This window comes from Geovibrio thiophilus, assembly GCF_004087915.1.
Lineage (GTDB): Bacteria > Chrysiogenota > Deferribacteres > Deferribacterales > Geovibrionaceae > Geovibrio > Geovibrio thiophilus.
In genome coordinates, this window is record NZ_CP035108.1 from 216084 (window position 1) to 241088 (window position 25005).

The 25005-nt window shown below is 46.6% G+C and carries 23 protein-coding genes; 13 read left to right on the forward strand and 10 right to left on the reverse strand.

What is annotated here, in order from left to right:
* Window positions 1–6 precede the first annotated feature (6 nt).
* From EP073_RS01010 to EP073_RS01040, 7 genes are all read right to left on the reverse strand, one after another.
* Window positions 7–234 (reverse strand): hypothetical protein, encoded by a 228-nt coding sequence (locus EP073_RS01010; RefSeq protein WP_128465316.1) that lies wholly within the window; start codon window positions 232–234, stop codon window positions 7–9.
* Window positions 231–473, reverse strand: coding sequence for a hypothetical protein (locus tag EP073_RS01015; RefSeq protein ID WP_128465317.1), 243 nt, complete (start codon window positions 471–473; stop codon window positions 231–233). Before EP073_RS01015 ends, EP073_RS01010 begins: the two co-directional genes overlap by 4 nt.
* On the reverse strand, window positions 460–1689 hold the full coding sequence (locus EP073_RS01020) for a hypothetical protein (RefSeq protein WP_128465318.1): 1230 nt from the start codon (window positions 1687–1689) through the stop codon (window positions 460–462). The genes EP073_RS01015 and EP073_RS01020 overlap by 14 nt, the downstream gene beginning before the upstream one ends.
* The gene (locus tag EP073_RS01025; protein WP_128465319.1) at window positions 1686–1892 is read right to left on the reverse strand and encodes a helix-turn-helix domain-containing protein; all 207 of its coding nucleotides are present in this window, start codon (window positions 1890–1892) and stop codon (window positions 1686–1688) included. Before EP073_RS01025 ends, EP073_RS01020 begins: the two co-directional genes overlap by 4 nt.
* A 204-nt stretch (window positions 1893–2096) precedes the next feature.
* Entirely contained in the window at window positions 2097–2888 is a 792-nt protein-coding gene (locus EP073_RS01030; protein WP_128465320.1) for a hypothetical protein, read from the reverse strand.
* The gene (locus EP073_RS01035; RefSeq protein WP_128465321.1) at window positions 2872–3951 is read right to left on the reverse strand and encodes a tyrosine-type recombinase/integrase; all 1080 of its coding nucleotides are present in this window, start codon (window positions 3949–3951) and stop codon (window positions 2872–2874) included. The genes EP073_RS01030 and EP073_RS01035 overlap by 17 nt, the downstream gene beginning before the upstream one ends.
* A 254-nt stretch (window positions 3952–4205) precedes the next feature.
* The gene (locus tag EP073_RS01040) at window positions 4206–4625 is read right to left on the reverse strand and encodes a hypothetical protein (protein WP_128465322.1); all 420 of its coding nucleotides are present in this window, start codon (window positions 4623–4625) and stop codon (window positions 4206–4208) included.
* Window positions 4626–4742: 117 nt separating this feature from the next.
* Between EP073_RS01040 and EP073_RS01045 the strand changes: the two genes are divergently transcribed.
* The 13 genes from EP073_RS01045 to EP073_RS01110 all read left to right on the forward strand — a co-directional run bounded on the left by EP073_RS01045 (window position 4743) and on the right by EP073_RS01110 (window position 20420).
* Window positions 4743–5027: a type II toxin-antitoxin system Phd/YefM family antitoxin gene (locus EP073_RS01045; protein ID WP_164885232.1), complete on the forward strand. Its 285-nt coding sequence runs from the start codon at window positions 4743–4745 to the stop codon at window positions 5025–5027.
* Window positions 5020–5337 (forward strand): type II toxin-antitoxin system RelE family toxin, encoded by a 318-nt coding sequence (locus EP073_RS01050; RefSeq protein ID WP_128465324.1) that lies wholly within the window; start codon window positions 5020–5022, stop codon window positions 5335–5337. Before EP073_RS01045 ends, EP073_RS01050 begins: the two co-directional genes overlap by 8 nt.
* Window positions 5338–5495: 158 nt before the next feature.
* On the forward strand, window positions 5496–6866 hold the full coding sequence (locus tag EP073_RS01055) for a diguanylate cyclase (protein ID WP_206617481.1): 1371 nt from the start codon (window positions 5496–5498) through the stop codon (window positions 6864–6866).
* 64 nt (window positions 6867–6930) lie between these two features.
* The gene (locus EP073_RS01060; protein WP_128465325.1) at window positions 6931–8472 is read left to right on the forward strand and encodes an ATP-binding protein; all 1542 of its coding nucleotides are present in this window, start codon (window positions 6931–6933) and stop codon (window positions 8470–8472) included.
* The gene (locus tag EP073_RS01065) at window positions 8420–11911 is read left to right on the forward strand and encodes a PAS domain-containing protein (protein WP_128465326.1); all 3492 of its coding nucleotides are present in this window, start codon (window positions 8420–8422) and stop codon (window positions 11909–11911) included. Before EP073_RS01060 ends, EP073_RS01065 begins: the two co-directional genes overlap by 53 nt.
* A gap of 240 nt (window positions 11912–12151) precedes the next feature.
* The gene (locus tag EP073_RS01070) at window positions 12152–12505 is read left to right on the forward strand and encodes a cytochrome c3 family protein (RefSeq protein WP_128465327.1); all 354 of its coding nucleotides are present in this window, start codon (window positions 12152–12154) and stop codon (window positions 12503–12505) included.
* 12 nt (window positions 12506–12517) lie between these two features.
* On the forward strand, window positions 12518–14899 hold the full coding sequence (locus EP073_RS01075; protein WP_128465328.1) for a molybdopterin oxidoreductase family protein: 2382 nt from the start codon (window positions 12518–12520) through the stop codon (window positions 14897–14899).
* Between the two features lie 66 nt (window positions 14900–14965).
* On the forward strand, window positions 14966–15289 hold the full coding sequence (locus EP073_RS01080; protein ID WP_128465329.1) for a chaperone NapD: 324 nt from the start codon (window positions 14966–14968) through the stop codon (window positions 15287–15289).
* Window positions 15286–16038: a 4Fe-4S dicluster domain-containing protein gene (locus tag EP073_RS01085; protein WP_128465330.1), complete on the forward strand. Its 753-nt coding sequence runs from the start codon at window positions 15286–15288 to the stop codon at window positions 16036–16038. Before EP073_RS01080 ends, EP073_RS01085 begins: the two co-directional genes overlap by 4 nt.
* Window positions 16022–16855: a 4Fe-4S binding protein gene (locus EP073_RS01090; protein WP_128465331.1), complete on the forward strand. Its 834-nt coding sequence runs from the start codon at window positions 16022–16024 to the stop codon at window positions 16853–16855. Before EP073_RS01085 ends, EP073_RS01090 begins: the two co-directional genes overlap by 17 nt.
* A 221-nt stretch (window positions 16856–17076) precedes the next feature.
* Complete coding sequence (locus EP073_RS01095; RefSeq protein WP_128465332.1) at window positions 17077–18264, forward strand: quaternary amine ABC transporter ATP-binding protein; 1188 nt, start codon at window positions 17077–17079, stop codon at window positions 18262–18264.
* Window positions 18257–19090, forward strand: coding sequence for an ABC transporter permease (locus tag EP073_RS01100; protein WP_128465333.1), 834 nt, complete (start codon window positions 18257–18259; stop codon window positions 19088–19090). The genes EP073_RS01095 and EP073_RS01100 overlap by 8 nt, the downstream gene beginning before the upstream one ends.
* Window positions 19091–19562: 472 nt before the next feature.
* Complete coding sequence (locus tag EP073_RS01110; protein ID WP_128465335.1) at window positions 19563–20420, forward strand: glycine betaine ABC transporter substrate-binding protein; 858 nt, start codon at window positions 19563–19565, stop codon at window positions 20418–20420.
* Between the two features lie 208 nt (window positions 20421–20628).
* Here EP073_RS01110 and EP073_RS01115 read toward each other — a convergent pair whose 3' ends face one another.
* From EP073_RS01115 to EP073_RS01125, 3 genes are all read right to left on the reverse strand, one after another.
* Window positions 20629–21078 carry a MarR family winged helix-turn-helix transcriptional regulator gene (locus EP073_RS01115; RefSeq protein ID WP_128465336.1) on the reverse strand — a complete coding sequence of 150 codons (450 nt, stop codon included), beginning with the start codon at window positions 21076–21078 and terminating at the stop codon, window positions 20629–20631.
* 97 nt (window positions 21079–21175) lie between these two features.
* On the reverse strand, window positions 21176–22429 hold the full coding sequence (locus EP073_RS01120; RefSeq protein WP_128465337.1) for a radical SAM protein: 1254 nt from the start codon (window positions 22427–22429) through the stop codon (window positions 21176–21178).
* Window positions 22429–24840 (reverse strand): glycosyltransferase, encoded by a 2412-nt coding sequence (locus EP073_RS01125; RefSeq protein ID WP_164885233.1) that lies wholly within the window; start codon window positions 24838–24840, stop codon window positions 22429–22431. Before EP073_RS01125 ends, EP073_RS01120 begins: the two co-directional genes overlap by 1 nt.
* Window positions 24841–25005: the final 165 nt, after the last annotated feature.

The following is a 25005-nucleotide window of genomic DNA, read 5'->3' on the forward strand; positions in this document are numbered from 1 at the left end:
TGTATTTTATTTTGAAGAAAAAACTTCTGATAGCCTGTCGGGAAGGTCAGGATATTTCTTAAAGACTCGCCACCATCTTTTGAGATCAGCATGAAAGAGCTTAAAGTTTTCATCTCCCAAACGCCATGAGCCCATAATAATATCAATTTCATTATTATCATACTCTTCAAATCTAATTTCTTTCTTAGGGCTAAGCTCTAGTGTCAAATGTCTAATTACTTCTCTTTCTCTCATAAGTCATCACCAAAGACTGATATTACTGATGAAGCAGTCGGCAGTTCATCAATAATACTTTTAATTGTTTTATTTTCTGATAATCCCGGATGTTCAAATTGAAATTCAAGGTCAGAAAAATCAAAAGTTCCAAGCAATTCATTTGCCCTGAAAATATCAACTGTTTCGTTTTCATAGAGAACAAATTTGTAATCAATGTCTTTTTCTGTTTTTAAAACACATATGCTATTTACTTTCATGGCTCATTTCTCCTTGTTCTATGACAGAATACTTTCCACTACTCCATTCAAAACAATCATCATCTACAATCAAAGTTAGATTAAGCGGGCTTTTATCATCTTTGCGGTAAACTTCATAGTCTGCCCTGCCAGATTCAATCATTTTTGTTAATTCATACAGAGTGATATTGCGTTCCTTCAATTCTTTATAAAAGCGGCTAAAAACGAAGAAAGGAGCGAGAGTTTTTGAATAGGTTATCATTCTAAGATTATTAAATTTTATGAGCCTTTCTTCGGTGCGCTCACGCTCGTTACCTGAACCATCTGATTTTATGCCCGCACCTTTCATTACATACTTGCTGATGTACCTCATGACTTGCATATAATAATCATTTTGATATTTTGTCTCATCATGTATGAATTTGATATAAAGGAAATCTCCAGAAGAAATGTTGAAGTTTTCAAGAGCATAGCAATCAGGCTTTCTATTATCGAATGGTTTGAAAGGAAATTGCTTTAAATAGGGCTCATAGTATTTTTTAGGAATAACTACTTCTGTCCGCCCTATTTCAGAAAAATGAGCTTTTTTTCTTTCAATGACCTCAAAAAAATTAAGAAAAGCCAACTTTTCATCTGGTACATAATAAGCACAATGAGAATGAAGCGTATAATCTTTCTGAAACTCAAGTGTATAGATATACTGAAAGAAGTCAGATGAAATATAATACCAATCTTGAGAAATTCTTAAAGCCTTCTTGCGTGTCTCGGTTGGCTCCCTGAATAAATTATCGTCCCTTAATGCGCGGTGAAAATTTCTAAGCAATGCAGATTGTTTTTTTACGATAGAAACATCTTCTTGATTAAAACGAGAAGATTTCAATGTGGCAGTAACAAAAATCATTGCTAGGTTCTTTTCCTGAGCAAGGCTATTAAATGAGTCAATAAGATTTAAGTATTGAGCATATCTTCTGAACCTCAGATGCTCAACAAGCTCGTATAGAGATATAAAAGTTTCATTAATTTGGATGCCATGCGTTAATAAATACGAAAGATTTTTTTTATCTTTGCTGTCATAAATCAAGTTCAGTAATTTTAATGAAACTCCTACTCCCATCATTGCTACCGCACTTGGTGTATAACTAAACAAGGGGCGGTTTTTTTCGCTTGCGCTCATGCCTTCGCTTACGCTTCGGCAGTCATCACCGCAAGGCGCACCGCTAGCAAAAGAAGAGGTCATATTATACCTCTTGCTTTAACTGTATTTGATGTGATGAGATTCTCTAGAGTGTCTCTTGAAATAAAGACACGCCGAGAGATTTTGACGTGTTCAATCTTCCGCTTATAAATCCAGTCATAAAGAGTATGTTCGGAAAAACCAGTATAGGCGGCGGCTTCCTGAATAGAAAAAAGTCGTTTCTCAATGCCTGTTCCAACTGACATAATGCCCTCCGTATGCGTTTGATACGGAGAACTTAGGCTATTTCAGTTGGTCAAAGCAAAGCTACATGACCAAGAAAATTAAAGGTCGCTAAATAAAATTACGCCAATTTTATAAATTGTCATAATTTTATTTATAAGCTCCATGGAAAGGCGAACAGATACCTTTCTTTCCTCCTGTTTTTTGTGAAGGAGGGAAAGAAAGGGTTAAGGTTTGATTACTTTCCTGACAGTATCCAAAGAGCGCTTTAAGTCAAGATTTTTAATAACAATTCTTGCAACAGCAGAATCATTATCAGGTTCAAAAATAGTTTTTCGTACACTTTCAGCTTCTTGTCTCCAGCGTTCATGTTCTTCATTTACAGGAGAGCCGTCACGTTGACCACCGTTTGACTTACATTGTCTTTGTGTTTTTACATATTGGAATATCGTATCTTCATAATTAAGTTCTTTTGCCCCAAATGCCCCTGACAGGATTTCCATTTTATAGAAGGCATCAAGCATTGCAATTATGCTCAGTTCGACATTAGAAGATATATTACGTTCAATTTGTGTAAGATGAATCAATGCCTCATATGCGAATTGTACGTTTAAGGGGTGTTCAGGGTGTATGTATTCTTCTCCGTATATGATTTCTTGGTTCTCGGCAGCCATTAATTCATCAATAGAAACTCCTTCTGTTCTTTTATAATAAATATTTTCAAGGTCAGCATTTGAAGTTCTATCAAATAAATCTATCTCTTCTTCACCGAGAACTAAACTAATCTTACGTTTGAAGTAATTAAGGGCTTCTGTAAGATTATGAAAATTATGAGTTCCAAGTTTGAAAAGTTCAAAATTATCTATCTCAAGTTCTTCCGCCTCGTTACTTCGTCTGAGAACCATTCTATCAAAATATTCAGGAGGGCGGGTGCAGAATCTTCTATGGTGCCAGTATCGTAATGATCCAATAATTTTAATCCACCATATGAAACAGAAGTATTTAATTCTCTTCAACACTTAAATAGCTCCCCAGACGCTCTATGGTACGCTTAGATTCTTTCAGACCTACATGGGTATAGCGTTCAATCATCTTGGCGGTTTTATGCCCTGAAATCTGCTGAATTTCGATGATACTTGCTCCTGATGCCGCAAGTCTGGTTATCATTGTATGTCTTAGTTCGTGAAATACGATGTTCAGTTGCGCACGTTCGACAGCCTTTTCAAAACCACCGCTTAAATCCTTTAATCTTTGTCCGTCAGTGGGGCGGGAGAAAATATATTCATACTTGCCAGTAAGGGAATGAAGTTCGATTAAAACGGGTTTTAAAGAGTTTATGATGGGTATTTCTCTAGGTTGGTTATTCTTGGTTTTGTAAATTCTGATGCTGTTTTCTTCAAAACTGATGTTGCTCCATTTAAGGTTAATAACCTCGCTGTATCTCATGCCAGTATAAAGAGCCACCATAACGAAATGATAAAGAATAGGACTTCTGGAATTGCGACATTCTGCAAGGAGTTTTTTTTCATCTGCACTGCTCAAGACATTTCTTTCTTTTGGCTGTTCCTGAAGCATTGGAAGTTTTCTTACTGGATTACGGTCTATCAGCTCCAATGATTCAGCATAGTTGAAAGCGAATTTAACTACTTGAAGGTATCTATTGACCGTGGCAGGCGAGCGCTTCCCGTTATTGATAAAGTTTCTATAGTTTTCAATATCGGTTCTGCTGATGTTATTCATGGATTTGTCAAAATCTTTGAAATCTCTTGCCGACTCAAAGCGTCCACGGTGAAAATCTGTAAGATGGTTTTTGTAATAATCCTTGTAGTAAGTATTAAAAAAGGTTTTCCATAGAATAGTTTTTGTGATTCCAAAAAAACGATTTTCACGTACATCTGTTTTACGTTTTGCCAGAGCTTCACGAGCATACCCGATGCTATCGCCGATTTTCTCGGTTTTCCGTTTTCCATCAATAGAATATTGTATATAGTAATTCTTGCTTAGTTTCTCGCCGCATGATTTGCAGTTTTTTGACTGTGTACTGTTGAAGGTTCGACATTCGCATCTGTTGAATATTGCCATTGAAGCCTCTGTGATGTGTGGTGTTGTAAAAATGTTGTAAAATAATAGAAACACCACCGTGAATTCTCCGTAATTCAACGATACCACAAAAGATAAAAAATGCAATATAACATGCACTTAAATAAGTCATCCTGAATTGTCGTGAATGCTTAAAAAAGGACTTAAAATCCCTCGGAATTTAATTCTGTGCCGGTTCGATTCCGGCTTCGGGCACTTTTTAAAAGACTTGATTTTTTATAATTGAATTATTGGCATTAGTCTTGATTTCTTTTATTAACATCATTGTCATTAAAGCGAACCCATGTGACATTGCCTTGAATGTGTTTTAAGTTGAGTGATTTTCTAAGGCTGTCTCTTAAAGAGTTGATCAAGGGGTCAAGCTCAAAAATACCGCCTTCGGCTATATCATATGCAAGCTTTTTAGCTAACTCAATTTGTTCTTCATTTCCAAATAATTGAATTGCTCCAATGAGACTTTCAAGTTTCTTATTACGTTCTTCAGTTGATTTTCTGTGTGCGACTTCATTGTTTAATATTCTATAAGCATCAATTAAATGGCTTGTAATTATTTTTCTTTTATCATCCTGAACAGCTCTTTTAGATGACCACCAACCGTTGAATATCCAGCCTGCTATAACTATCAGGCTGCTGATTATGAGTTCGATTTCTTTCATGCGATATTATAAATTGAGTTTGTGATTTTCTCCAACAGAATAAACATAAATTGTTAAATTGATATTTACATTGAATTACGTATAATTATGCGTAATATTGTCTGTAAGAGGTGCAGCATGTATGGTGTAAAGTATGAGCTTAATGAAATGATGAGTGCCAGCAGCTTTTCAAGAAATATGAATAAAGTCGCAGATCTCCTCAGAGATAAAAACCGCGTTGTGGTGCTGAGAAACAATAATCCCGAGATGATTGTACTCCCTGTACAGGAATACGAACTTATGAAGTCTGTCATGGATTTGGCAGAACATGTTGAAATAGCTCAGCTTATTGAGGAAAGAAAAAATTCGGAAAAGGTTCCTTTGGACGAAGCACTGAAAAGACTGGGCTTAGAAGATGAGTAGCACCTACAATGTTTCTCTTTCTGAAAAAGCTGTTGAGGATATAGGGAGGCTTGACGGCAGCATAAAGAAACTGGTGGCTAAACAGCTTCAGGCTCTTCGGAGCAATCCTTTCAAAGGCGAATCACTGGGAAGCAAGGCAGGAATTGATCTGAACGGCTGTTATAAGCTCTATGTCCATAAAAAGCAGGTCAGAATCGTCTATCAGGTAATAGATGATGAGCTTCTGGTGTTTGTTGTCGGCATCGGGAAGAGAGAAAATTTAGAAGTATATAAAGAAATATTCAAAAGACTGCAAAGCGGACAGAGTTAGAACTGTCTGTCGGCTCTGTGTCTCAATAAATTTAATCTTTGCCCCCCCAATCCCGCAGTCTGATTGACAATTATTCATAAACGGTGTATTTTTTAACCATATACAAGACTTACGCCGTCCGAATTTTTCTGTCGGCGCAGTTCATTGCAGAGGCCGCTGTGTTAAAAAGATTCCTGCTGTTGATCCTCCTTCTGTCCGTCTGCTCCCCTGCTTTTGCTCTGGAATTTACCTCTGCGGAAGAGGAATACATAAAAAACAATCCCGAAGTGCGTCTTTGTGTTGATCCTGACTGGGTTCCTTTCGAGCGGATAAACGAAGACGGGAAACATGAGGGCATAGCGGCGGATCTCCTTGCGCTTATAAGCAGCCGCACAGGCATAACGTTTACCCTTGTCCCGACGAAAGACTGGGATGAGAGCCTTGCTCTGTCAAAAAGCGGCGGATGCGATGCGCTCAGCTTTCTGAACAGCACTCCTCAGCGGGAGGAGTGGCTTATCTTCACAGAACCTCACTTCACAGATTCCAATGTGTTTGTAACCCGTGAGGAGCATTCCTTCATAGCAGACCCTGCCGATTTGCCTGATGAAACCATAGTCTTCCCGAAAGGAACGGCAATGGAGGAGCTTATCCGCAGGGATTACCCCAATCTGAAAATAATCCTCACCGATTCTGAGATAGGCGCATTCAACATGGTCTCCGACCGCAAGGCGGATATGACAATGCGCTCTCTCATTATGGCGGCATACACCATAAAAAAACAGGGGCTCTTCAATCTGAAGATCTCCGGCAGGCTGCCCGGATACAAAAACTATCTCCGCATGGGAGTGGTTAAGGAGAAATCGATGCTCCGCGGAATTCTCAATAAAGGCATAGCCACAATAACCAATGCCGAGCGTGAGGAGATTATCAACCGCCATGTGTCTATAAACGTGCAGACTCCGGCAAACTACAGGCTTCTGATGCAGATTTTTGCCGTTGCCGCCGTCCTGCTGATTATTTTTATAAGATGGAACATGAAGCTCAGAGAGCTGAACAAAAGGCTTGAAAAAGCATCTCAGACCGATGTACTCACCGGACTTTACAACAGGACAATGATAGATTCAAGGTACTATGGGGAATTTGAGCGTTCCAGAAGGTACGTCCGTCCTTTTTCTGTTATAATGTTTGATGTTGACCATTTCAAAGAGGTCAATGACAAATTCGGGCATCTGGAAGGTGACAAGGTTCTGGTGAAGATTGCTGCGGCACTTAAGGAAACAGTGCGCAATTCCGACATAGCCGGACGCTGGGGCGGCGAAGAGTTCCTTATTCTCTGCCCTGAGACAGCCGCAGATGACGCGGTAATACTCGCCGAAAGAATCAGAGCCGCGGTAAGGAGCCTCGGAAACAGAGACCCTCAGCAGGTCACAGTTAGCCTCGGCATAGCTCAGTCCGAAGAATCGGACACGCCGGACACCCTTCTTCTCCGTGCCGATAAAGCTCTTTATCAGGCGAAAAATTCAGGCAGAGACAGAGTCTGCCGCATCTGAAAATTTATTTCTGAAAGCCTTTTTCCGGCAAAAACATAAAATCCGGTATGATAGGGAGCAGAATATGAAACTCAAATACCTTATCCCCGTTTTGCTTATTGCTTTTTTTGCTGTTTCCGCATGTCTCTTTGAGCTTTACAGGGCAAGAACCGTTTTCAGAAACTCAGCACTGGCGCAGACAAAGCAGATATACGATATACTTCTCGCCACAAGGCAGTGGAATGCCATGCTCGGCTGGATATACGCTCCGGTGAGCGACGACTGCCCGCCGAACCCTTATCTTCAAGTTGACAACAGGGATGTGCGTACGGAAAGCGGTGAGCTTCTGACCATGGTAAACCCCGCCTATATGACGAGGCAGATAGGTGAAATAATCAGCCGCAGAATCAATATCCGGATCAAACTCACAGGAAATAACCCTCTTCGTCCGGAAAACGCTCCGGCTCCTTGGGAAGCGGAGGCTCTGAAAAGGTTTGAGCAGGGGCAGAAGGAATACTACCTCTGGGAAGAGGACAACGGATCCCACTACATCAGATACGCCGCTCCGCTCTTTGTTCAGGCGGAGTGCCTGCACTGCCACGACGGCTACAGTCCCGGGGAGGTTCTGGGCGGTCTGAGCATAGTACGGAACCTTGATATGCTGCGCAGTTCGCATATGGCGAAAAATCAGTGGACAGTTTCTCTGATGTTTATTTTCGGCAGTCTGGCGGTCGCGGTAATCTATCTCCTCCAGAAAAAGCTTGAAAAGGCTGATTCCACGCTGGCTCAGAAGGTTGAGGAGCTTAATGTTGAAATCAAGAGAAGAGAGGAGAGCGAAGCCGCGGTAACGAAGCAGACGAGGCTGAACAACATGACGGAGATTCTTCGTTCCATAGCGCACCACTGGCGCCAGCCGATGAACTCGTTCTGCGCCACGGTTCAGCATCTTCAGGATTCATACCCGCTGAACAGGGAAGACAATGAACTGGTTGAGGAAACTCTGGCTTCGGTTGTGGCTCTTTCCGGAACGATAGACAACTTCACTAAGGTTTTCGCGCGGACAGAGCAGTCCGCAGTATTTGACCTCTGCGAGGCACTGGTGGACATCGCGAGGATTTATGAGCCTTATTTCAAGGAGAATAATATCCGTATGACGATAAAACGTGGGCTGGATACTGTGCCTGCCGAGAGCCTGAGCCTTGCGGGACCCGTGTACGAGTGCGGAATCTTTGCGGAGTGCAGTTTCGGCTGTCTGGACGGAAAGGCAATGCGCATAAAAGGAGATCTCGGGGAGTTCCGTCATCTGATTTCGTTTTTCATTACCAACGCCATCGAGTCGGTTCAGGAGAGAAAGCTTCGTGAAAAGAAGATTTTATCTCATGTGGATATTGAATATTTCCGCTCGGAGGGGTATTACTGTATAAGAATTGCCGACAACGGAACAGGCATAAGTAATGAAAACTTCGGCAGGCTTTTTGAACCCTATTTTTCAACCAAAGGGTGCGGATCCGGCAGAGGTTTGGGGCTGTACATGGCTTCCGATATAGCGGACAAATGCTTCGGCGGCTCGGTGCATGCCGAAAAGGTTTCCGACGGGGCTTCATTTATTATACAACTTCGGGGCTGAGAAGAGCTTGCACTCCGCCCCGCAGACGGGCGGTTTTATGGTTAAGTCCATCAGAAGTATAAGGAAAAACACAGCTATACTCCTTGCGTCGGTTCTGGCATTCTTTGCGCTTGTTTTTTCCTCTCTGCTTTATTTTGAACAGAGAAGTGTTCTTGAAACGAAGGTAACCGAAGCCGATAAAAAGATGGTAATGCTTTTCGAGAACCACCTGAAAAGGCTGGCAAGGGTTTATCTTACCCGTTTGTCCGAAATTTCCGATTCCGAAGAGTTCACTGCCGCCCTTGCCGCTGAGGACAGGGAAAAGGTCATCAGAATACTCACTCCCAAATACGAAGCGCTGAAAAGAAATAATCCCTATCTCAATATTATGCACGTTCATACGCAGGATTCCCGTTCATTCGTGAGAATGCACATGCCGGATAAATATGGTGACAGCCTGAGCGCCTACCGTGATTCAGTGAGCGAGGTGAACTCCGGTCTCCATCCGGTTTACGGTTTTGAAGTCGGTGCGGGGGGGCTGTATTACCGTGTGATACGTCCGGTGATAGACAGCAAAGGCAGGCATCTGGGCAGTATAGAGGTGGGCATAGAGCCTCAGTATTTTTATGAAACAGTCAGAGAGTTCATGCCGGAGCTCATTCCGTATATAAGTGTCGCCAAAAGCAGCCTCAGCCCCACTGACGCAGGAGCCGAAGGAAGGATATACCATTCCGGCGGGGAAAATGCCCTTCTTATCGAGGAATATGCCGATACTGACAAAGAAATGATAGAGTCAGGCTCTAAAATCTATGCAGTCTGCCGCGGCGCTGTTTTCAATAACTTCAGGGGACATGAGGCGGCTGTGCTCAGGGCGTTTTATGATGTCACTGATGCCCGTCTGGTTATAGCGGAGAAGACATTCCTCTTTTTTTCCCTTTCAGTTCTGCTTTTCATTCTCCTCTACCTGATAATGCGAAAAGGCTTTGAAAGCTTCCTGAGCTACTACAGCAGCAGAAATACGGAGCTGGACAGCCTCTACGCCCTTTTTGATGAGGGATCCACTGTAATATTCCGCTGGAACAATACCCTGAACTGGGATGTGACCTTCTGCACAGGCAATGTCCGCCGGATTTTTGGCTACGAACCGGAAGATTTCTGCTCCGGTTATGTGAAGTATGTCTCTGTTATACATAAAGAGGATCTGGGCAGAGTGATAGGAGAGGTCAAAAGCTCGGTTGAAAGCGGAGTCGAAAGCTTTATCCATGAACCTTACCGCATAGTTTCCAAAAACAAAGGAGCGAGATGGGTTTTTGACTCTACAAAAATTATAAGGGACGAAAGCGGCAAGGCTCTTCATTTTCAAGGCTATATATGTGACATAACAGATCTTTACACTGAAACAGACGAACTGAAGGCAAACCTGAGCAGGTACAAGCTCGCGGTCGATGCCTCAGGCATTGGTCTCTGGGACTGGAACCTTCTGACGGACGAGGTCAGCTTCTCTCCCGAGTGGAAAGCCATGCTCGGCTACGATGAGAAGGAGATCAAGGGCAGCTCGCAGTCATGGCGGGATCTGCTCCATGCGGCAGACAGGGATAAGGTGGCGGTGGAAGTGGGGAAAATGCTCTCCGGAGAATCAGAGCGTCTTGCCTATGAATTCCGGATGAAATGTAGGGACGGTTCATACAGGTGGGTGAGCTCTTTTGCGAAAACGATTTTCAGTGAAGACGGGAGACCCTTGCGGGCTGTGGGTCTGCATATAGATATAACAGACAGAAAGCTGCTTGAAATAAGACTGGACGACAACGGCAGATTCCTTGAGGTTTTGCTGGAAAATCTCCCTGTCCCCGTATTCTATAAGGATCGCAGCCTGAAATACATCGGCTGCAATCAGCGTTTCCTTGAATTTATGGGCGCGCAGTCCAAGGATGAGATAATAGGTCACAGGGATTTCAATTTCCTTGACGCCAAGCAGTCGGACATACAGAGCAGCTACGACAAACTTGCGCTGGAAGACACGGGCAGAATGCACGAATACGAAGTTGATCTCACCACACTGCGTGGAAACAGAAGAAAGGTAATCATCTATAAACGCGCCTTCAAAAACTCCGCGGGCGAACCGGCAGGCGTAATAGGCGCCTTCGCGGATGTCACGGAGATGAAATCGCTCCAGCGGATGCTGATGAACAACGCCGAAGAGGTTCACAGGGCAAAGAAAGATCTGGATGACGCTCAGGCGCTGGCGAAGATAGGAAGCTGGCGCTATGAGATCGGCACGGGGCGTATGGTCTGGTCAGATGAGCATTACAGGATTCTGGGGCTTGAGAGCGGAAGCGTAATCCCCTCTTTCGAGCTTTTCCTTGAGTTTGTGGGCAAAAGAGACAGAGACAGGATCAAGGAAGTAATAGACGGCGCCCTGAAAGAAAGAAAAGCGTTCAGTGAGGAGCATGTTCTCAATATTCCCGGACAGGAGCACAGGCATGTGCATATGCGGGGCAGCGTAATAACCGGAGAAAACGGATCTCCTGTTGCGCTCATAGGCACTCTTCAGGATGTCACGGATATAAAGAACGCTCAGCTCGCGCTGGACAGAATGAACCGGATGCTCTCTGAATACACTGAGATAGTTGATAAAAATGTCATAGTTTCAAGAACTGACTTAAACGGCAGGATACTTTACGTGAGCGAGGCTTTCTGCCGTGCCGCCGAGCTCCCACGTGAGGAGCTGATCGGCAGAACGCACAGCGTACTCTCTCACCCTGACATGGACAGGGAAGTCTACAAAGATCTCTGGGAGACCATAACATGGGGCAATGTATGGAAGGGTGAGCTTAAAAACCGCAGCGGAAAAGGGAACGATTACTGGATCTACGCTACCATATCGCCGACATACGGCAAAAGCGGCAGAATAAACGGGTACACTGCGGTAAGCACTGACATAACCGTGAAGAAACAGATGGAGAGGCTCTCCGTCACAGACCCTCTCACCGGACTTTACAACAGGCTGAGGCTGGACACTGTTTTCAGAAAAGAGCTTGAAAGATGTGAGCGCTACGGCTGCGCTCTTTCTGTGATTCTTATAGATGTTGACGGCTTCAAGTCTATAAACGACAGCTACGGTCACCAGACAGGTGACATAGTTCTTCGTGAGGCGGCAGAGGTTCTCAGGAATAACATCAGGAAAACAGACACGATCGGGCGCTGGGGCGGTGAGGAGTTTCTTATTATCTGCCCCGAGACCGATCTTGAGGGTTCCGTAAGGCTGGCTGAAAAGCTCCGCACCGCTGTGGCAGGCTATGAATTTATGATAGTGGGCAGCGTTACATGCAGCATAGGCGTTACAGAATACGAAGAGAACGCAGGGGAAAGCGTTATGATGAAGGCTGCGGATCAGGCTCTCTATCAGGCAAAAAGAGAGGGGCGCAACCGTGTTGTATCCCGCAGTGTTGTGGCGGGCTGAAAAACGTCCGCTCCTCATGTAATTTTTTTAAATACAGTTTTACCAAACCCCGCCATACAAACAGCGTTCAATAAATCATGACGAAAATTGTCTTTTTTCAACAGAAACATACTGATTTGCTAGGGCATAAAGAATGTAAAGAAACAGCTTTGCAATCTTAACCGCCGATATACAAGATTAAAACCCCCTTAACATTCTTGGATCTATAGTAACACTAGAGTAAACATCAGGAGGTCCAGAATGTTTAATTTTATTAAGGTCGGCTTCATCGCGCTGACGTTATTCCTCACGGCTTTCGCCGTTTATGCGGATAAGCATCCTGAGGAGATAGGGAACAAGGACTGTATGGAGTGCCATGCTGAGGTGACTCCCGAGACGGTTCAGCAATGGGAAGAGAGCGCACACGGCTTCACAGGCGTTAAGTGCGGAGTATGTCACGGTGACGAGTTTAATTTCAAAAAAATTCCCGCAAACGAAACCTGTCGGGGCTGCCACGCAGAACAGGTGGAAAACAACTTCATGGCGGACAAGCCATGCGCCATGTGTCATCCGGCTCACACTTTCACCGTACATAAACAGAAAGACTACAAATAACGGAGATTTATTATGAATGTTTCAAGACGGGATTTTATAAAGCTTACAGCCGCAGCGAGCGCAGCGGCGGCAGCGGGCATCTCTTTCCCCGAAGCCGTGCAGGCGGAGGAAAAAGCGGATGTTGATAAATGGGTAAAAGGCGCATGCCGTTTCTGCGGAACAGGCTGCGGTGTTTATGTGGGCGTTAAAAACGGCAAGGCGGTCGCGATAAAAGGAAACACCGATGCCAAGACAAACTTCGGGTTTCTCTGCGTTAAGGGTTTTCTCGCTTTTAAATGTATGTACCACAAGGACAGGCTGAAAATGCCCCTTGTCCGCCAGAAGGACGGCAAATTCAAAGAGACTTCATGGAACGAGGCGCTTGATCTCGTGGCAAATAAATTCAAATACCTCCGTGACAAATACGGCAAGGACGCTGTGGCTTACTACGGCAGCGGTCAGTGCACCACGGAAGAAACATACACATTCAACAAACTCTGGAAAGGCGGCTTCCGCAGCAACATGGTGGAAGGAAACCCCAGACTCTGCATGGCGTCCGCTGTTGCGGGATATGTCTCAACCTTCGGTTCAGATGAGCCCATGGGCAGCTATTCAGACATAGAAAGCTCAAAATGTATCTTCATCACCGGTTCAAACATGAGCGAATGCCACCCTGTAATCTACAGAAGGGTAATGCGCCATAAAATGAAAAACCCCGATGTGAAGATAATCGTCTGCGAACCCAGAAGAACCAGCACATCAAAAATAGCCGATCTCTGGCTTCCGAATGACCCGGGCACAGACCTTGCTGTTTTCCACGCTATGGCGAATGTTATCATCACCAAAAACCTGCACGACAGGGACTTCATCGCCAAACACGCCCGCATCACTACAGGCAAGGATGTTGTGGATTTTGAGGAGTATAAAAAATTTCTCGCGCAGTTCACCCCCGAGGCGGTGGAAAAGCTCACCAGATGTCCGGCAGACCATATAGTGAAGGCTGCGGAATGGTTCGCCACAAGCGGCGCTACCATGTCCATGTGGTGTATGGGTCTTAACCAGCGTAAAAGAGGGATGTGGGCAAACAACCTTGTGCATAACCTTCACATCATCACGGGGAATATGGGCAAGCCCGGGGCGGATTCCTTCTCGCTTACAGGTCAGCCCAATGCCTGCGGCGGCGTGCGTGAAACAGGCGCCCTCTCCCACCTTCTGCCCGGTACTAAGCCGGTGGCAAATGATAAATGGCGTGCCCATGTGGAAAAAGCTTGGGACATTCCGGCAGGTACAATAGACCCCAAGCCCGGGTTCCACACCATGCTGATGTTTGAAAAACTCGGCGCTGAGAGCGATGCTGAGAAACCTGTAAAAGGCATGCTGGTCAGCACCACCAACCCAGCTCAGTCTCTGCCCAATCTCAATAAATATATCAGGGGTATGCAGGACAGCTTTTTGGTGGTTCTGGATATTTTCCCCACGAGAACAACCCAGCTCGCGGATGTGATACTTCCTGCCGCTTTCCTCTATGAAAAAGGCGGCGTATTCGGCTGCTCCGAACGCAGAAGCCAGCTTACGGAAAAAGCCGTGGAACCCATAGGGCAGGCTAAGCCCGACCTGTGGATAGTCGCGCAGATAGCCAAAAGAATGGGCTTTGAAAAGCTCATTCCATGGAACGGCAATGATTCCATGAAGGCAAACGAGCAGGCATGGACAGATTATATAACAGTGACAAAGGATACCGAACACACTCTCTGGGGCGCCACATACGACAGACTGAAAAAAGAGAAGGCGGGTCTCCAGTGGCCCTGCCCGTCCGTGGAGCACCCGGGAACGGAGAGACGCTATGTCAGAGGGCTTGACCCGATGTTTGAGCATCCGGCGGAAAAAGGCAATATTCCCGACAGCGCTCAGGTCTACTTTTATGCGGATGCGAAGAAGGAGGGCAAGCTGAATCTTTTCCTCCGCCCCTATGAAGGTCCCGGTGAAATGCCCGACAAGGATTTTCCCTTCTTCCTCACTACAGGAAGAGTCGTGGAGCAGTGGCACACGGGAACCATGACAATGCGTATTCCCGAAATAGCGAGAACTCACCCGAACGCATATATAGAACTGCATCCGGATGATGCAAAACAGCTCGGTATAACCGCAGGGGACATGGTGGAGATCGTGAGCAGAAGGGGCAGAAGTTCTATGCCCGCAAGAATAACAAAAGGGACTCTCCCGGGTGTTGCCTTTGTTCCTTGGCATGATCAGGCAATGGCAAGAATGATTAACTTTGTGTGCAATGACGTGGTTGACCCCGACTCAAAGGAACCTGAGTACAAGGTAGCCGCTGTGCGCATTAACAAAATAAGCGGACCGAAAGACGTTGCCGACAAATACATAATCAGTGACGTAAACGCTCCTTTCGCTTAAACCTCCATCTCTTCGGATCCGCCTCTTCGACCTGAGGCGGATCCTGCCTTGTAAGGAGAATTTATTATGATATTCACAGGCAGCATCATCAATTTTGAAGACGGAAAAAAGGAAGCGGCGCTTGAAGTGCTTAAAACCTGTCCGCAGATAGAAGTTCACACCTTTTCGGAGGATGGGCGCAGCGCCGTGGTCTCCATAGAGACCGAAGACAGCAAAGAGCTGGAAGCTATCACGGACAGGCTGAAAAAAGAAAGCAGCATAAAAGATATAGCTCACCATTACATGTACTTCGGAGAGGAGACGGAAAAGCTTCTTTCAGAGAGTGCGCAGTCCCCTGAGCTCGGTGAATTTTTTAAAAGCGCGAGGACAAAAAACGGCAAAGCTGTATGAGTCTTCGTGAAAAGGTAAAAAACTACCTCAGCAAAAACCCGTTCAAGGGTTACTTCAAACGAAACAGACTCCGTCCGCCCGGCGCGGTGACGGAAGAGAGGTTCATGGAGCTCTGCATCCGCTGTGCGAGGTGTATCGAGGTCTGTCCTTACGAATCCGTTAAAAGAGCGGATCTCTTCGACAGGCTCCAGATCGGAACCCCGTACATATACGCTGATGAGAGGGCATGCTATCTCTGCATGCTCTGCCCCTCCGTGTGCCCCACTGGAGCCCTTGATCCCAAGCTTAAGGAGCCTGAAAAGGTGCGCATGGGTCTTGCCTACATAGAGCAGGACAAGTGCCTGAACTACCTCTACGTAAAGGACGAAAACGCAGGCGGAACCCAAGGGTTCGCCACCATCTGCTCCACATGTTACAACACCTGCCCCTACACGGATGAGGCGATCAGGATGGAGCAGTTTCTACTCCCCGTGATAACCGACAAATGCACGGGCTGCGGAATCTGTGTGGAGAAATGTCCCACCGATCCGAAGTCCATAAGCATTATTCCCGCCGGAATGGGGAACGAAGACTTGGCAGGGCTTTATTATCAGCGCTCCCGCAAAAATTTCAAAAAGGCTGAGGAAGCCGAAGGATACAGCGGGGACGACGCCATAAAGAAAAAAATGAGCATAGACACGGCGGGCGAAAAGCCTGAGTTCAAATTTGATTATGAAACCACGGATAAGATAGATGGCTGGACAGAGTAGAATAAAAAAATACAGGCGGCTCGTGCAGACTGCGGTTTTTTTGATGATGTTCATCATCCCGCTGCTGAACATGTTTGAGATATATTTCATCAAGGGAACCTTTTATTCCATTGATGTGGGCAGCGCGGCGGCGGCGGATCCGATCGCTGTTTTTCAGGCGGCGATGTCGTCGAAATCAGTGAATGTTTACATGGCGCTCTCGGTTGTGATACCGATACTGCTGATGCTGCTGGCGGGGCGTGTGTGGTGCTCATGGATGTGCCCCTATCATTTCATAGCCGAGGGTGTGAGCTTCATTAAGAAAAAACTCGGCATGAAAAAGAGCTTTCCAGTTTATTCTCCCGCCGCCAAAAGGCGGACAGAGAACCAGAGGCTTATTATTCTCGTATGTTTTATCGCCCTTGCCGGAGTTGCGGGCATTCCTCTTTTGAACCTTATATCAGCTCCGGGTGTCATATCATCACAGGCGCTTGTGCTGGTTAAATTCCGATATGTCACATTTGAGCTGGTGTTTATCTTAGCGCTGATAACCGCCGAGTTTGTGCTTTTCCCTTTCTTCTGGTGCAGGCTTTTCTGCCCCACGGGAACATTCCTATCTCTGTTTAAGACGGAGCGGGGGATGCACCTGAAAAGAACGGCTGAAAGCTGCTCCATGTGCGGCTCATGCAGAAAGGTATGCCCTATGGGGCTTGACCCTGTGACAGACGGCAGCAGCCTCCTGTGCCACAACTGCGGTGACTGTATTGACGCCTGTCCCGACAACAGAAAAAAAGAAACCCTCCGCTTCATAAGCGGCAGGCAGAACTTCCCCTCATAGACTTCTCCTTACAGCTTCCCTTCTTTCCGAGGCATCGGGAAGAAGGGTTTTTCTTATTCACTCTGAAAGCTGTTTCCGCACTTGTTTAATCTGTTTATAAATAAGAACATTCTTCCTGCAAGCGGAATAAAAGACTTGATCTTGCGTATAAAAATGCTTTATATATCAAATATAGCAATAACCAATATTCAGTTATTCATATTTGATAAGGACAAGGTATTATGTGTAAAATTGAGGTTAAAAACCTTTATAAACTCTTCGGTGAAAATGTCTCCCATGCCATTAATGACATGAAAAAGGGCAAGGGAAAAGAGGAGATTATGAAGAAGCACGGCGCTGCCGTGGGACTTGACAATGTGTCCTTCTCAGTAAAAGAGGGGGAGATTCTTGTGGTTATGGGGCTTTCCGGCTCGGGCAAATCCACGCTGATACGCTGCCTTAACAGGCTCATAGAGCCAACAGAGGGCGTGATCACCATCGATGGGCAGGACATCACCCGCTTTAACAAGGATCAGCTGCGGGAACTGCGCTCAAAAAAGTTCGGTATGGTTTTCCAGCGCTTCGCACTCTTCCCTCACAAAAGTGTCATCGAAAACGCCGCTTACGGGCTTGAGGTGCAGAATGTGCCCAAGGAGGAGAGGCTTAAGCGTGCGGCGGACTCCCTTGAGCTTGTGGGTTTAAAGGGTTGGGAGGAGTATTATCCCGAAAACCTCAGCGGCGGTATGCAGCAGAGGGTGGGACTTGCCAGAGCCCTTGCCGTGGAGCCGGACATTCTGCTCATGGACGAGGCGTTCAGCGCTCTTGATCCGCTGATAAAGCGTGAGATGCAGGATGAACTGCTCTCTCTTCAGGCGAGGGTTAACAAGACTATAGTTTTCATCACCCATGATCTGGACGAGGCTCTGAAGCTGGGCGACAGGATTGTCCTGATGAAGGACGGGCGTGTGGTGCAGATAGGCGAACCCGAGGAGATACTCACAAACCCCGCAAACATGTACGTGGAAAAGTTTGTGGAGAATGTGGATCTTTCCAAGGTTCTTACCGTTTCCAGCGTGATGATAAAACCCTTCGCCGTAACCTATCCGAAGGACGGTCCCAAGTCTGCGCTTCTTAAGATGAAGGAGGCGGGTATATCGTCCGTCATGGTGGTTAACAGGGAAAGGCAGTTCATGGGCATAGTCCATGTGAAGGACGTGCGCAAGGCGGCGGAGCTTAATCATAAGACTCTGGAAGAGGTTCTGGACAGAGATGTTGTGAGCGCTCTGCCGGATGAGAACATAAGCGGGCTTTTCACGGCGGCTAAGTTTCCCATAGCCGTTGTGGACGAAAAGGGCGTGCTGAAAGGCGCTGTTGTGAGGGGTTCGCTCCTCTCCGCGCTATCATTTGAAGGTGGCGTAGGCAATGGATAGCATACCGAAGTTTCCCCTCGGGGATATAATTGAAAAATTTATCGATTTTACCACTGAGCATTTCTCCGATTTCACAAGGGCAGTGTCTGATATAACGGAAACCGCTCTGGATAACCTCATAGACGGGATGCTGTTTTTTCATCCCATATTGTTCATCGCCGTTGTCGGCGGGCTTCTGTTTAAGTTTTCAGGCAGAAAAATAGCCATAGGCAGTGTGGCGGGCTTGCTGTTTATACTGAATCTGGGACTTTGGAACGCAACAGTCTCAACTCTTGCTCTCGTGCTGTCGGCGACTCTGGTATCAATTGCCGTGGGCATACCTTTGGGTATTATGGCGGCGCTCTACAGACCGTTCAACAGGGTGCTTATGCCTCTGCTCGACTTCATGCAGACTATGCCCGCTTTCGTTTATCTGATTCCCGCTATTCCGTTTTTCGGTCTGGGTCCCGTGTCTGCCATTTTTACGACTGTGATATTCGCTATGCCTCCGTCCATAAGGCTCACCTGTCTCGGAATAAGTCAGGTTCCCTCAGAGCTCATTGAGGCTGCGGATGCGTTCGGCTCAACCAAAAAGCAGAAGCTGTTCAAGCTTCAGCTTCCCCTTGCCATGCCTACCATAATGGCGGGCGTGAACCAGACAATCATGCTGGCGCTCTCCATGGTGGTTATCGCCGCTATGATCGGCGCGGGAGGACTTGGCGGAGAGGTCTGGAGAGCTATACAGAGACTCTGGATGGGCAGAGGCTTTGAGGCGGGTATTGCGGTGGTGATCATTGCGATGATCCTTGACAGGGTCACGCAGAGAACAGCAGTTAAAAAGAAATAGAGGATTGCTCAGTGTTATTTCGCGGTCATTGCGAACGAAGTGAAGTAATCTCTTATGCGTCAATCAGGCAGAATGTGCGGGTTGACGCTGTTAAAACAGTTCCAAGTATGGAACTGCGCCGTGCGAAGCGAAGCCGCATTCACTGCGGCGTGAGCGTGTATGCTGAATTTCCATGGATGGAAAATTCAGCATTATCAATACATGGCGTTTGCGGAAACGCAACTACAGTTCCAAGTATGGAACTGCGCCGTGCGAAGCGAAGCCGCATTCACTGCGGCGTGAGCGTGTATGCTGAATTTCCATGGATGGAAAATTCAGCATTATCAATACATGGCGTTTGCGGAAACGCAACTACAGTTCCAAGTATGGAACTGCGCCGTGCGAAGCGAAGCCGCATTCACTGCGGCGTGAGCGTGTATGCTGAATTTCCATGGATGGAAAATTCAGCATTATCAATAAAAGGAGGAAACTTATGAAGAAGATTACAAAGTTATTTACAGCGGCGCTGCTCAGTCTCGTGATTTTCACGGGTGCGGCACAGGCTAAGGAAAGGGTGGAGCTTGTATATGTGGAATGGGCAAGAGCCGTTGCCATAACCCATGTGGCGGGGGTATTGCTTGAGGAGATGGGATACGATGTCAAAACCAGCTCAGTGGCAAACGCCGCCATGTGGGCTTCGGTTGCGGAGGGTGATTCCGATGCTCTTCTCTGCGCTTGGCTGCCCGTTACCCATGCGGATCTTTACACTAAGTACAAAGAAAAAATAGTCGACCTCGGTCCCAACTATGTTGACGCCAAGCTCGGTTTTGTTGTTCCAGCTTATGTCACAATCAACTCTGTCAGAGAGATGGGCGCGAACATAGACAAATTCAGAGGGAAAATAATCGGTATCGATCCCGGCGCGGGCATGTCAAAAGCCGCTGAGGAAGCTATAGCAAAAAATACCGCAGGCATCGGCAAGTTTGAATATGTCTCCGGCAGCGATGCGATAATGGTAGCCTCGCTCTCAAACGCCATTAAAAGAAAGGAATGGATAGTCGTTCCCGGCTGGCAGCCCCACTGGATGTTCGGCGAATGGGATCTTAAGATACTCGATGATCCGGATAAAATATTCGGCGGTGCGGAAACAATCAACACAGTCGTGAGAAAGGGTCTGGATAAGGATATGCCCGAAGTCTACACTTTCTTAAGTAAATTCGACTGGAAGCAGATTGATCTCAGCAGCGCCCTTGTGGACAACAAAAACGGCATGGACCCCAAGAAAAGCGCCGAAAAATTCGTAAAAGCCAACAGAGCCAAGATAGACGAACTGCTGAAAGCAGTGAAGTAAGCTTTTCAGGAAGAAAAGCCGCATTAAGATACTTGAGAAGACCTTTCTTTAATGAAAAAGAAAGGTCTTCTCAAACTCTTCCCAAAGAAACCAGATTTTTGAAAGAGTACAAAAGCTTTGAATAATATTCGGTTTTTTGAAGGGTTAGGGAAACTTTTTTGCCGTAAAAAAAGTTTCCCTAAAAAGTTTAGAATATAAAAAGCCTATTTTACAGGTCTATCTTTTTAACTTCGGGATCAAGCAGGCTGATTATCTTGCCCAGATTCTGGAGAAGATCCCCTGTTTCCTGCTCCGTTACCTTTGTATTGTCAAAAAAACAGTCATGATCAAATATCTGCAGCGATTTTTCCGCAAAGATTTTCCCTTCCTCAGTGAGGCGGAGGTGGATTGCTCTTCTGTCTTTTCCGGTTTTAACCCTCTGAACATAGTTCTTAAGCTCCAGCCTGTCTATTATGCCTGTGATTGCGCTGTTGTTGAGGTTCAGGCGTCTGGTAAGCTCAGTGAGGTTCAGCTCAGGCTCTGCACGGAGCTCATTCAGACAGAGGAGCTGCGGAAGCGTGATATGATACTTGTTGCTGAGGTATTTTGAATATTTGTCCAGATAGCGGGAAAGTTTTCTTATTTCGTTTATAATGCTCACAGTGGTTTCGGTGTTCATCTAAAAAATACCTCGTTCAAATGGTGATGTTGTAAGATTTCCTGTTATAAAAGTCAACAGAATTAGGGAAAACCGAAAGAAAGAGGTTTTTTGAAGGCTATTTTGTGGTTTTAAAACGTGACATTTTGGTGAAGTCCGGCTTCTCTCTTCCGTTGAAGAAACCGCAGGCGGAATAGTAGCGTATGTCCTCAAGCCAAAGGCGGAAAAATTCCCTGTCGTTGGCGAAGCGGCTTAAGAGCCCCGCCGGATGTTCAAAAAACTCCGTCACAGGTCCCAGAAGGGTTGAGGGATCACGGAAACATTCCCAGTCGCACTTGCGGCAGGATGCTTTGATACCGAAGCCTTTTGCCTCAAACTGTTCATACGCTCCCATGTCCTCTCCCTCTCTGAAGCCGCAGGGGTGAGCGTGACCGTTTTTCCCGTCTATGTAGAAGAAGTCTATGCCGCCTCTGCATCCGTAGTCGGCGGTTTCATCTCCTTTGTATTGTCTCAGAAGGCTCAGCAGGGAGGAACGGGGAGTGAATATCCTGAGGCGAGAGCGGTATTCGGGTATGGCTTCAGAAAGAGCTGTGAACAGCTCGATCTTCTCCTCTACAGTAAATTTTACTATGCGGTCTGCGGATTCCGCCCTGTAGACGGTATTTCCGTCAGCGCTCATGGGATAACAGGCGTTGACAATGGTAAACCCCAGATTCTCCGCAAAGGAGTAGAAGCGCCTGAATCCTTCCATAAAGCTTTCCCTGAAAACAGCCTTTGATTCGCCGGAGGTCAACTCAGGAATGTCCCCGAAGGAGACATTCCTGTTTATGCCGAGATTGGCAGAAGGATATATTCCGTATTCGGCAAAGATAGGCAGCGCCTTTTCCATACCTTTTACAACGCCCCTGAGCCCCCGCATTTCCTCGTGAAGCTCTGCGTTCCACGTGTCCAGACTGAACCAGATCGTGTAAAGCTTCGTTGCGGCTATCCTCTCCGCCATGCGTTTCACTTTATCGGTGAAGTCGGGCTTGTCATGCCCTGTGAGGAAATAGGCGTTTGTGCCTGTGCGGATAAATTTTATGCCGTTTTCGGATGAACGGTTTACACAGTTTATCAGAGTATCGGTGTGGAGGAAGGGCTCGCCTCCGGTAAAGGATATTGCGTTTACTCCGTTTTCCGCAGCGCGGTCTATCATGGCGAAAAGTCTTTCATCGCTCAGGCGGTGGCGGTCAAACTTCTCCTGTACACGCATGCCGCATTGAGGGCATCTGGCGTTGCAGTGGTCTGTGAGCTGTATTATTGCCTGCCCGGGCGCCCTGCCCTTGAGGAAGGTTCCGGTGTTTCTGAGGAAATCGCTGAGCTTCAGTGACATCAGGCAACCGAGGCGGAAATTTCCCTGAGCCTGCCATCGCTTTTTTCAGGGAGGCTTTCGGGTTTATTCTTTGCGAAAAGATCACGCAGCACTTTGTCCCAGTTGAACACAGACATGACTCTTGAACGTGCCGCCTCTGAGAACCTGCGGTATTCTGCGGGTTTTGCCGCCGCAAGATCTATCATTCGGGATGCCTTGTGCAGCCAGTCTTCCATATCGTTCGCGTAGGCGACCAGTCCGGTTTCCTTATCGGCGATTATCTCCTTCGGTCCGCCCTCATCGGAGACAATGGCGGGAACGCCGCACGCCTGCGCCTCCAGAACCACCATGCCGAAGGTGTCCGTTGTGCTGGGGAAGAGAAACAGATCCGCCATTGCATATACCTCCGGCATTCTGGCATGTTCTATTTCATTGAGAATAACCACGTTAGGCATACCAGCCGTTTTGCTTTTTAATTCATCGAGATAGGGACCGTCACCCGCCATCACCAGACGGAGACTGCTGTATTTCTCATTCAGTCTGCCGAAAAGCTCAAGCAGGAAGTCGAGGTTTTTGTCCTTAGAAATTCTGCCCGCGTATGCGAGGGTGAATAAGCCTTCCTCCTGCTTTTTCATCGGGCAGAAAAGCCTTGCGTCTATTCCCCTGTGGAAGACGCTCATTTTGTGGCGCGCCATGCCCCGTTCCGAAAGCAGGCTCATGTATTCGGCTGAGGTTGTCTTAAGCTCTGAGACGGAGTCAAAGAACCAACGGGTGTAAGTTTCCACAAGTACCTTGAGGGAGTCGTTGGAGGTTATTTCATAAACTTCCTTGGTGAAGTCGGTGTGGTATATGCCTGAACTCTTCACATTGAGCAGCTTTGCCGCCAGAAGCCCCACCAGTCCCACCGGTCCCGGGGTGGAGATGTACACTTCATCGGGATCGAAGGCATAAATATCCTCAAGCGCCTTGAGCACGGAGGGTATCTTCACAGTGAGCTTTTCGTAGTACGGCATGGAAAATGAGTATATGGGCTTAAGGTTCACATAGTTCGGAGGCAGGCGGTGGTCTATCTCGTCCTCAGTGAGGCAGGAGATTATTTTGAGGTCGTACCCCTGCTCGTGCGCCAGTCTGCCTATGGTGCGCAGAGTGACCGAGACTCCGTTAAGGTCGGTGATGGTATCCGTGAACCAGAGTATCTTCTTCTTTGCTCTGCCGGAGCGTACGGAGAAGCGCTGCTCTATCTCATCCACAAGGTGGCGATCCTTATACATATGCCCGAAGGAGGTGAAGAAAGGAACGCTTAAGAATATTCCCGGCAGAGAGGAGGTAACACTGCGTACCAGCTCTTCCGGTCTGTAGTTTTTCGCGTCTCCGGTGAGCCCTGAGAGAGCCATCTTGGTGTATTCGTCGGCAATATCTGTTGCTTTTTCATAAACAACGGAGAGCTTGCGGTTTATATTGCCGTCCGTGAGACCGCGCACATCCTCTATGAGCTCGGTCACAAGACGTTTTACCTTGCTTCCGTCTGCGGATTTGCGCATCTTCATGCTCTTCAGCTTAAGGCGTTCAAGGAGAGTGGGCTTTTTGTCTTCAAAAATGTATGAGGTTATATTGTTGAAGAGCCCCTGAGCGCCCGCCATGTTTTTGTGATTTCGGGTGAAGTCGTAGGCTATTTTGTAAACTGTGAAGGCAAGGGAGTGAAAGCTGCTGTAGTTTCCGGAGTGTCTGGTCTGCTTGGTTCTTATTTTTTCCAGAAACTCCTGCGGTGACGCCGCTTTTGTGATTGTGTAGGTGTTGCCGAGGAACAGACCCGCATGGTCGTCAGAGCCTCCGGTGAAGCCCTTTATCCACGGGCACGAACCGAAGGTCTTAATTTTATGCTTGGCGGTGAGGTCGTCTATTTTATCGGGAGAGAGCCCCTCAAGGGCGTTTACCCATGTTGTGTTGTGAAGTTTGCCCCGTCCGCCGTTTATCCCCTCAAAAACATCAAAGAGGAGTACAAGCTTTTCAAGGTGTTCAATATTGAGCCTGCTGTTCACTGAGTATGTGGCGTGGGCGACCGAGTAGGCGATGTTCTGTTCTTTTATGTAGTCACGGAAATCGTAAATATCACGCCGTATTTTCTGTATCATCGCGAACTGGCTTTCATTGAGTCCGTAGACGAGGCAGTGTATCTTGCAGCCGTCCTCAGGGAAGTACACGGTGGATTCCACTCCGGTGAAGGTGTCTTCGGGGTATTTCTCATTGAGAATGAGAGAAGCCTCCATCTTGTTATGGTCTGTGACGGTAACAAAGTCCATCCCTCTGTCTTTCATGGTGCGGTATATGTATTCGGGTTCTGTGTATGATTCGGCGGAGCCCAGTCTCTGTAGAAACCATTCTGTCGGGTGGTTGGAATATTTGGAGTGACAGTGCAAATCTGCTTTTGCCATTTGTTTTCTCCTATGTATTGTCATCTGTTTGCTAATGTTTTCTATAAGCCCCCTTTGTCAGTTTTATGTCGCAACTGTGTAAAACAAATGTCAGGTTTATTTTATTTGAAGAATTTCTTACAACGGACGCAATAATTCCTGACAACAAAATAATATCCTCCTGAC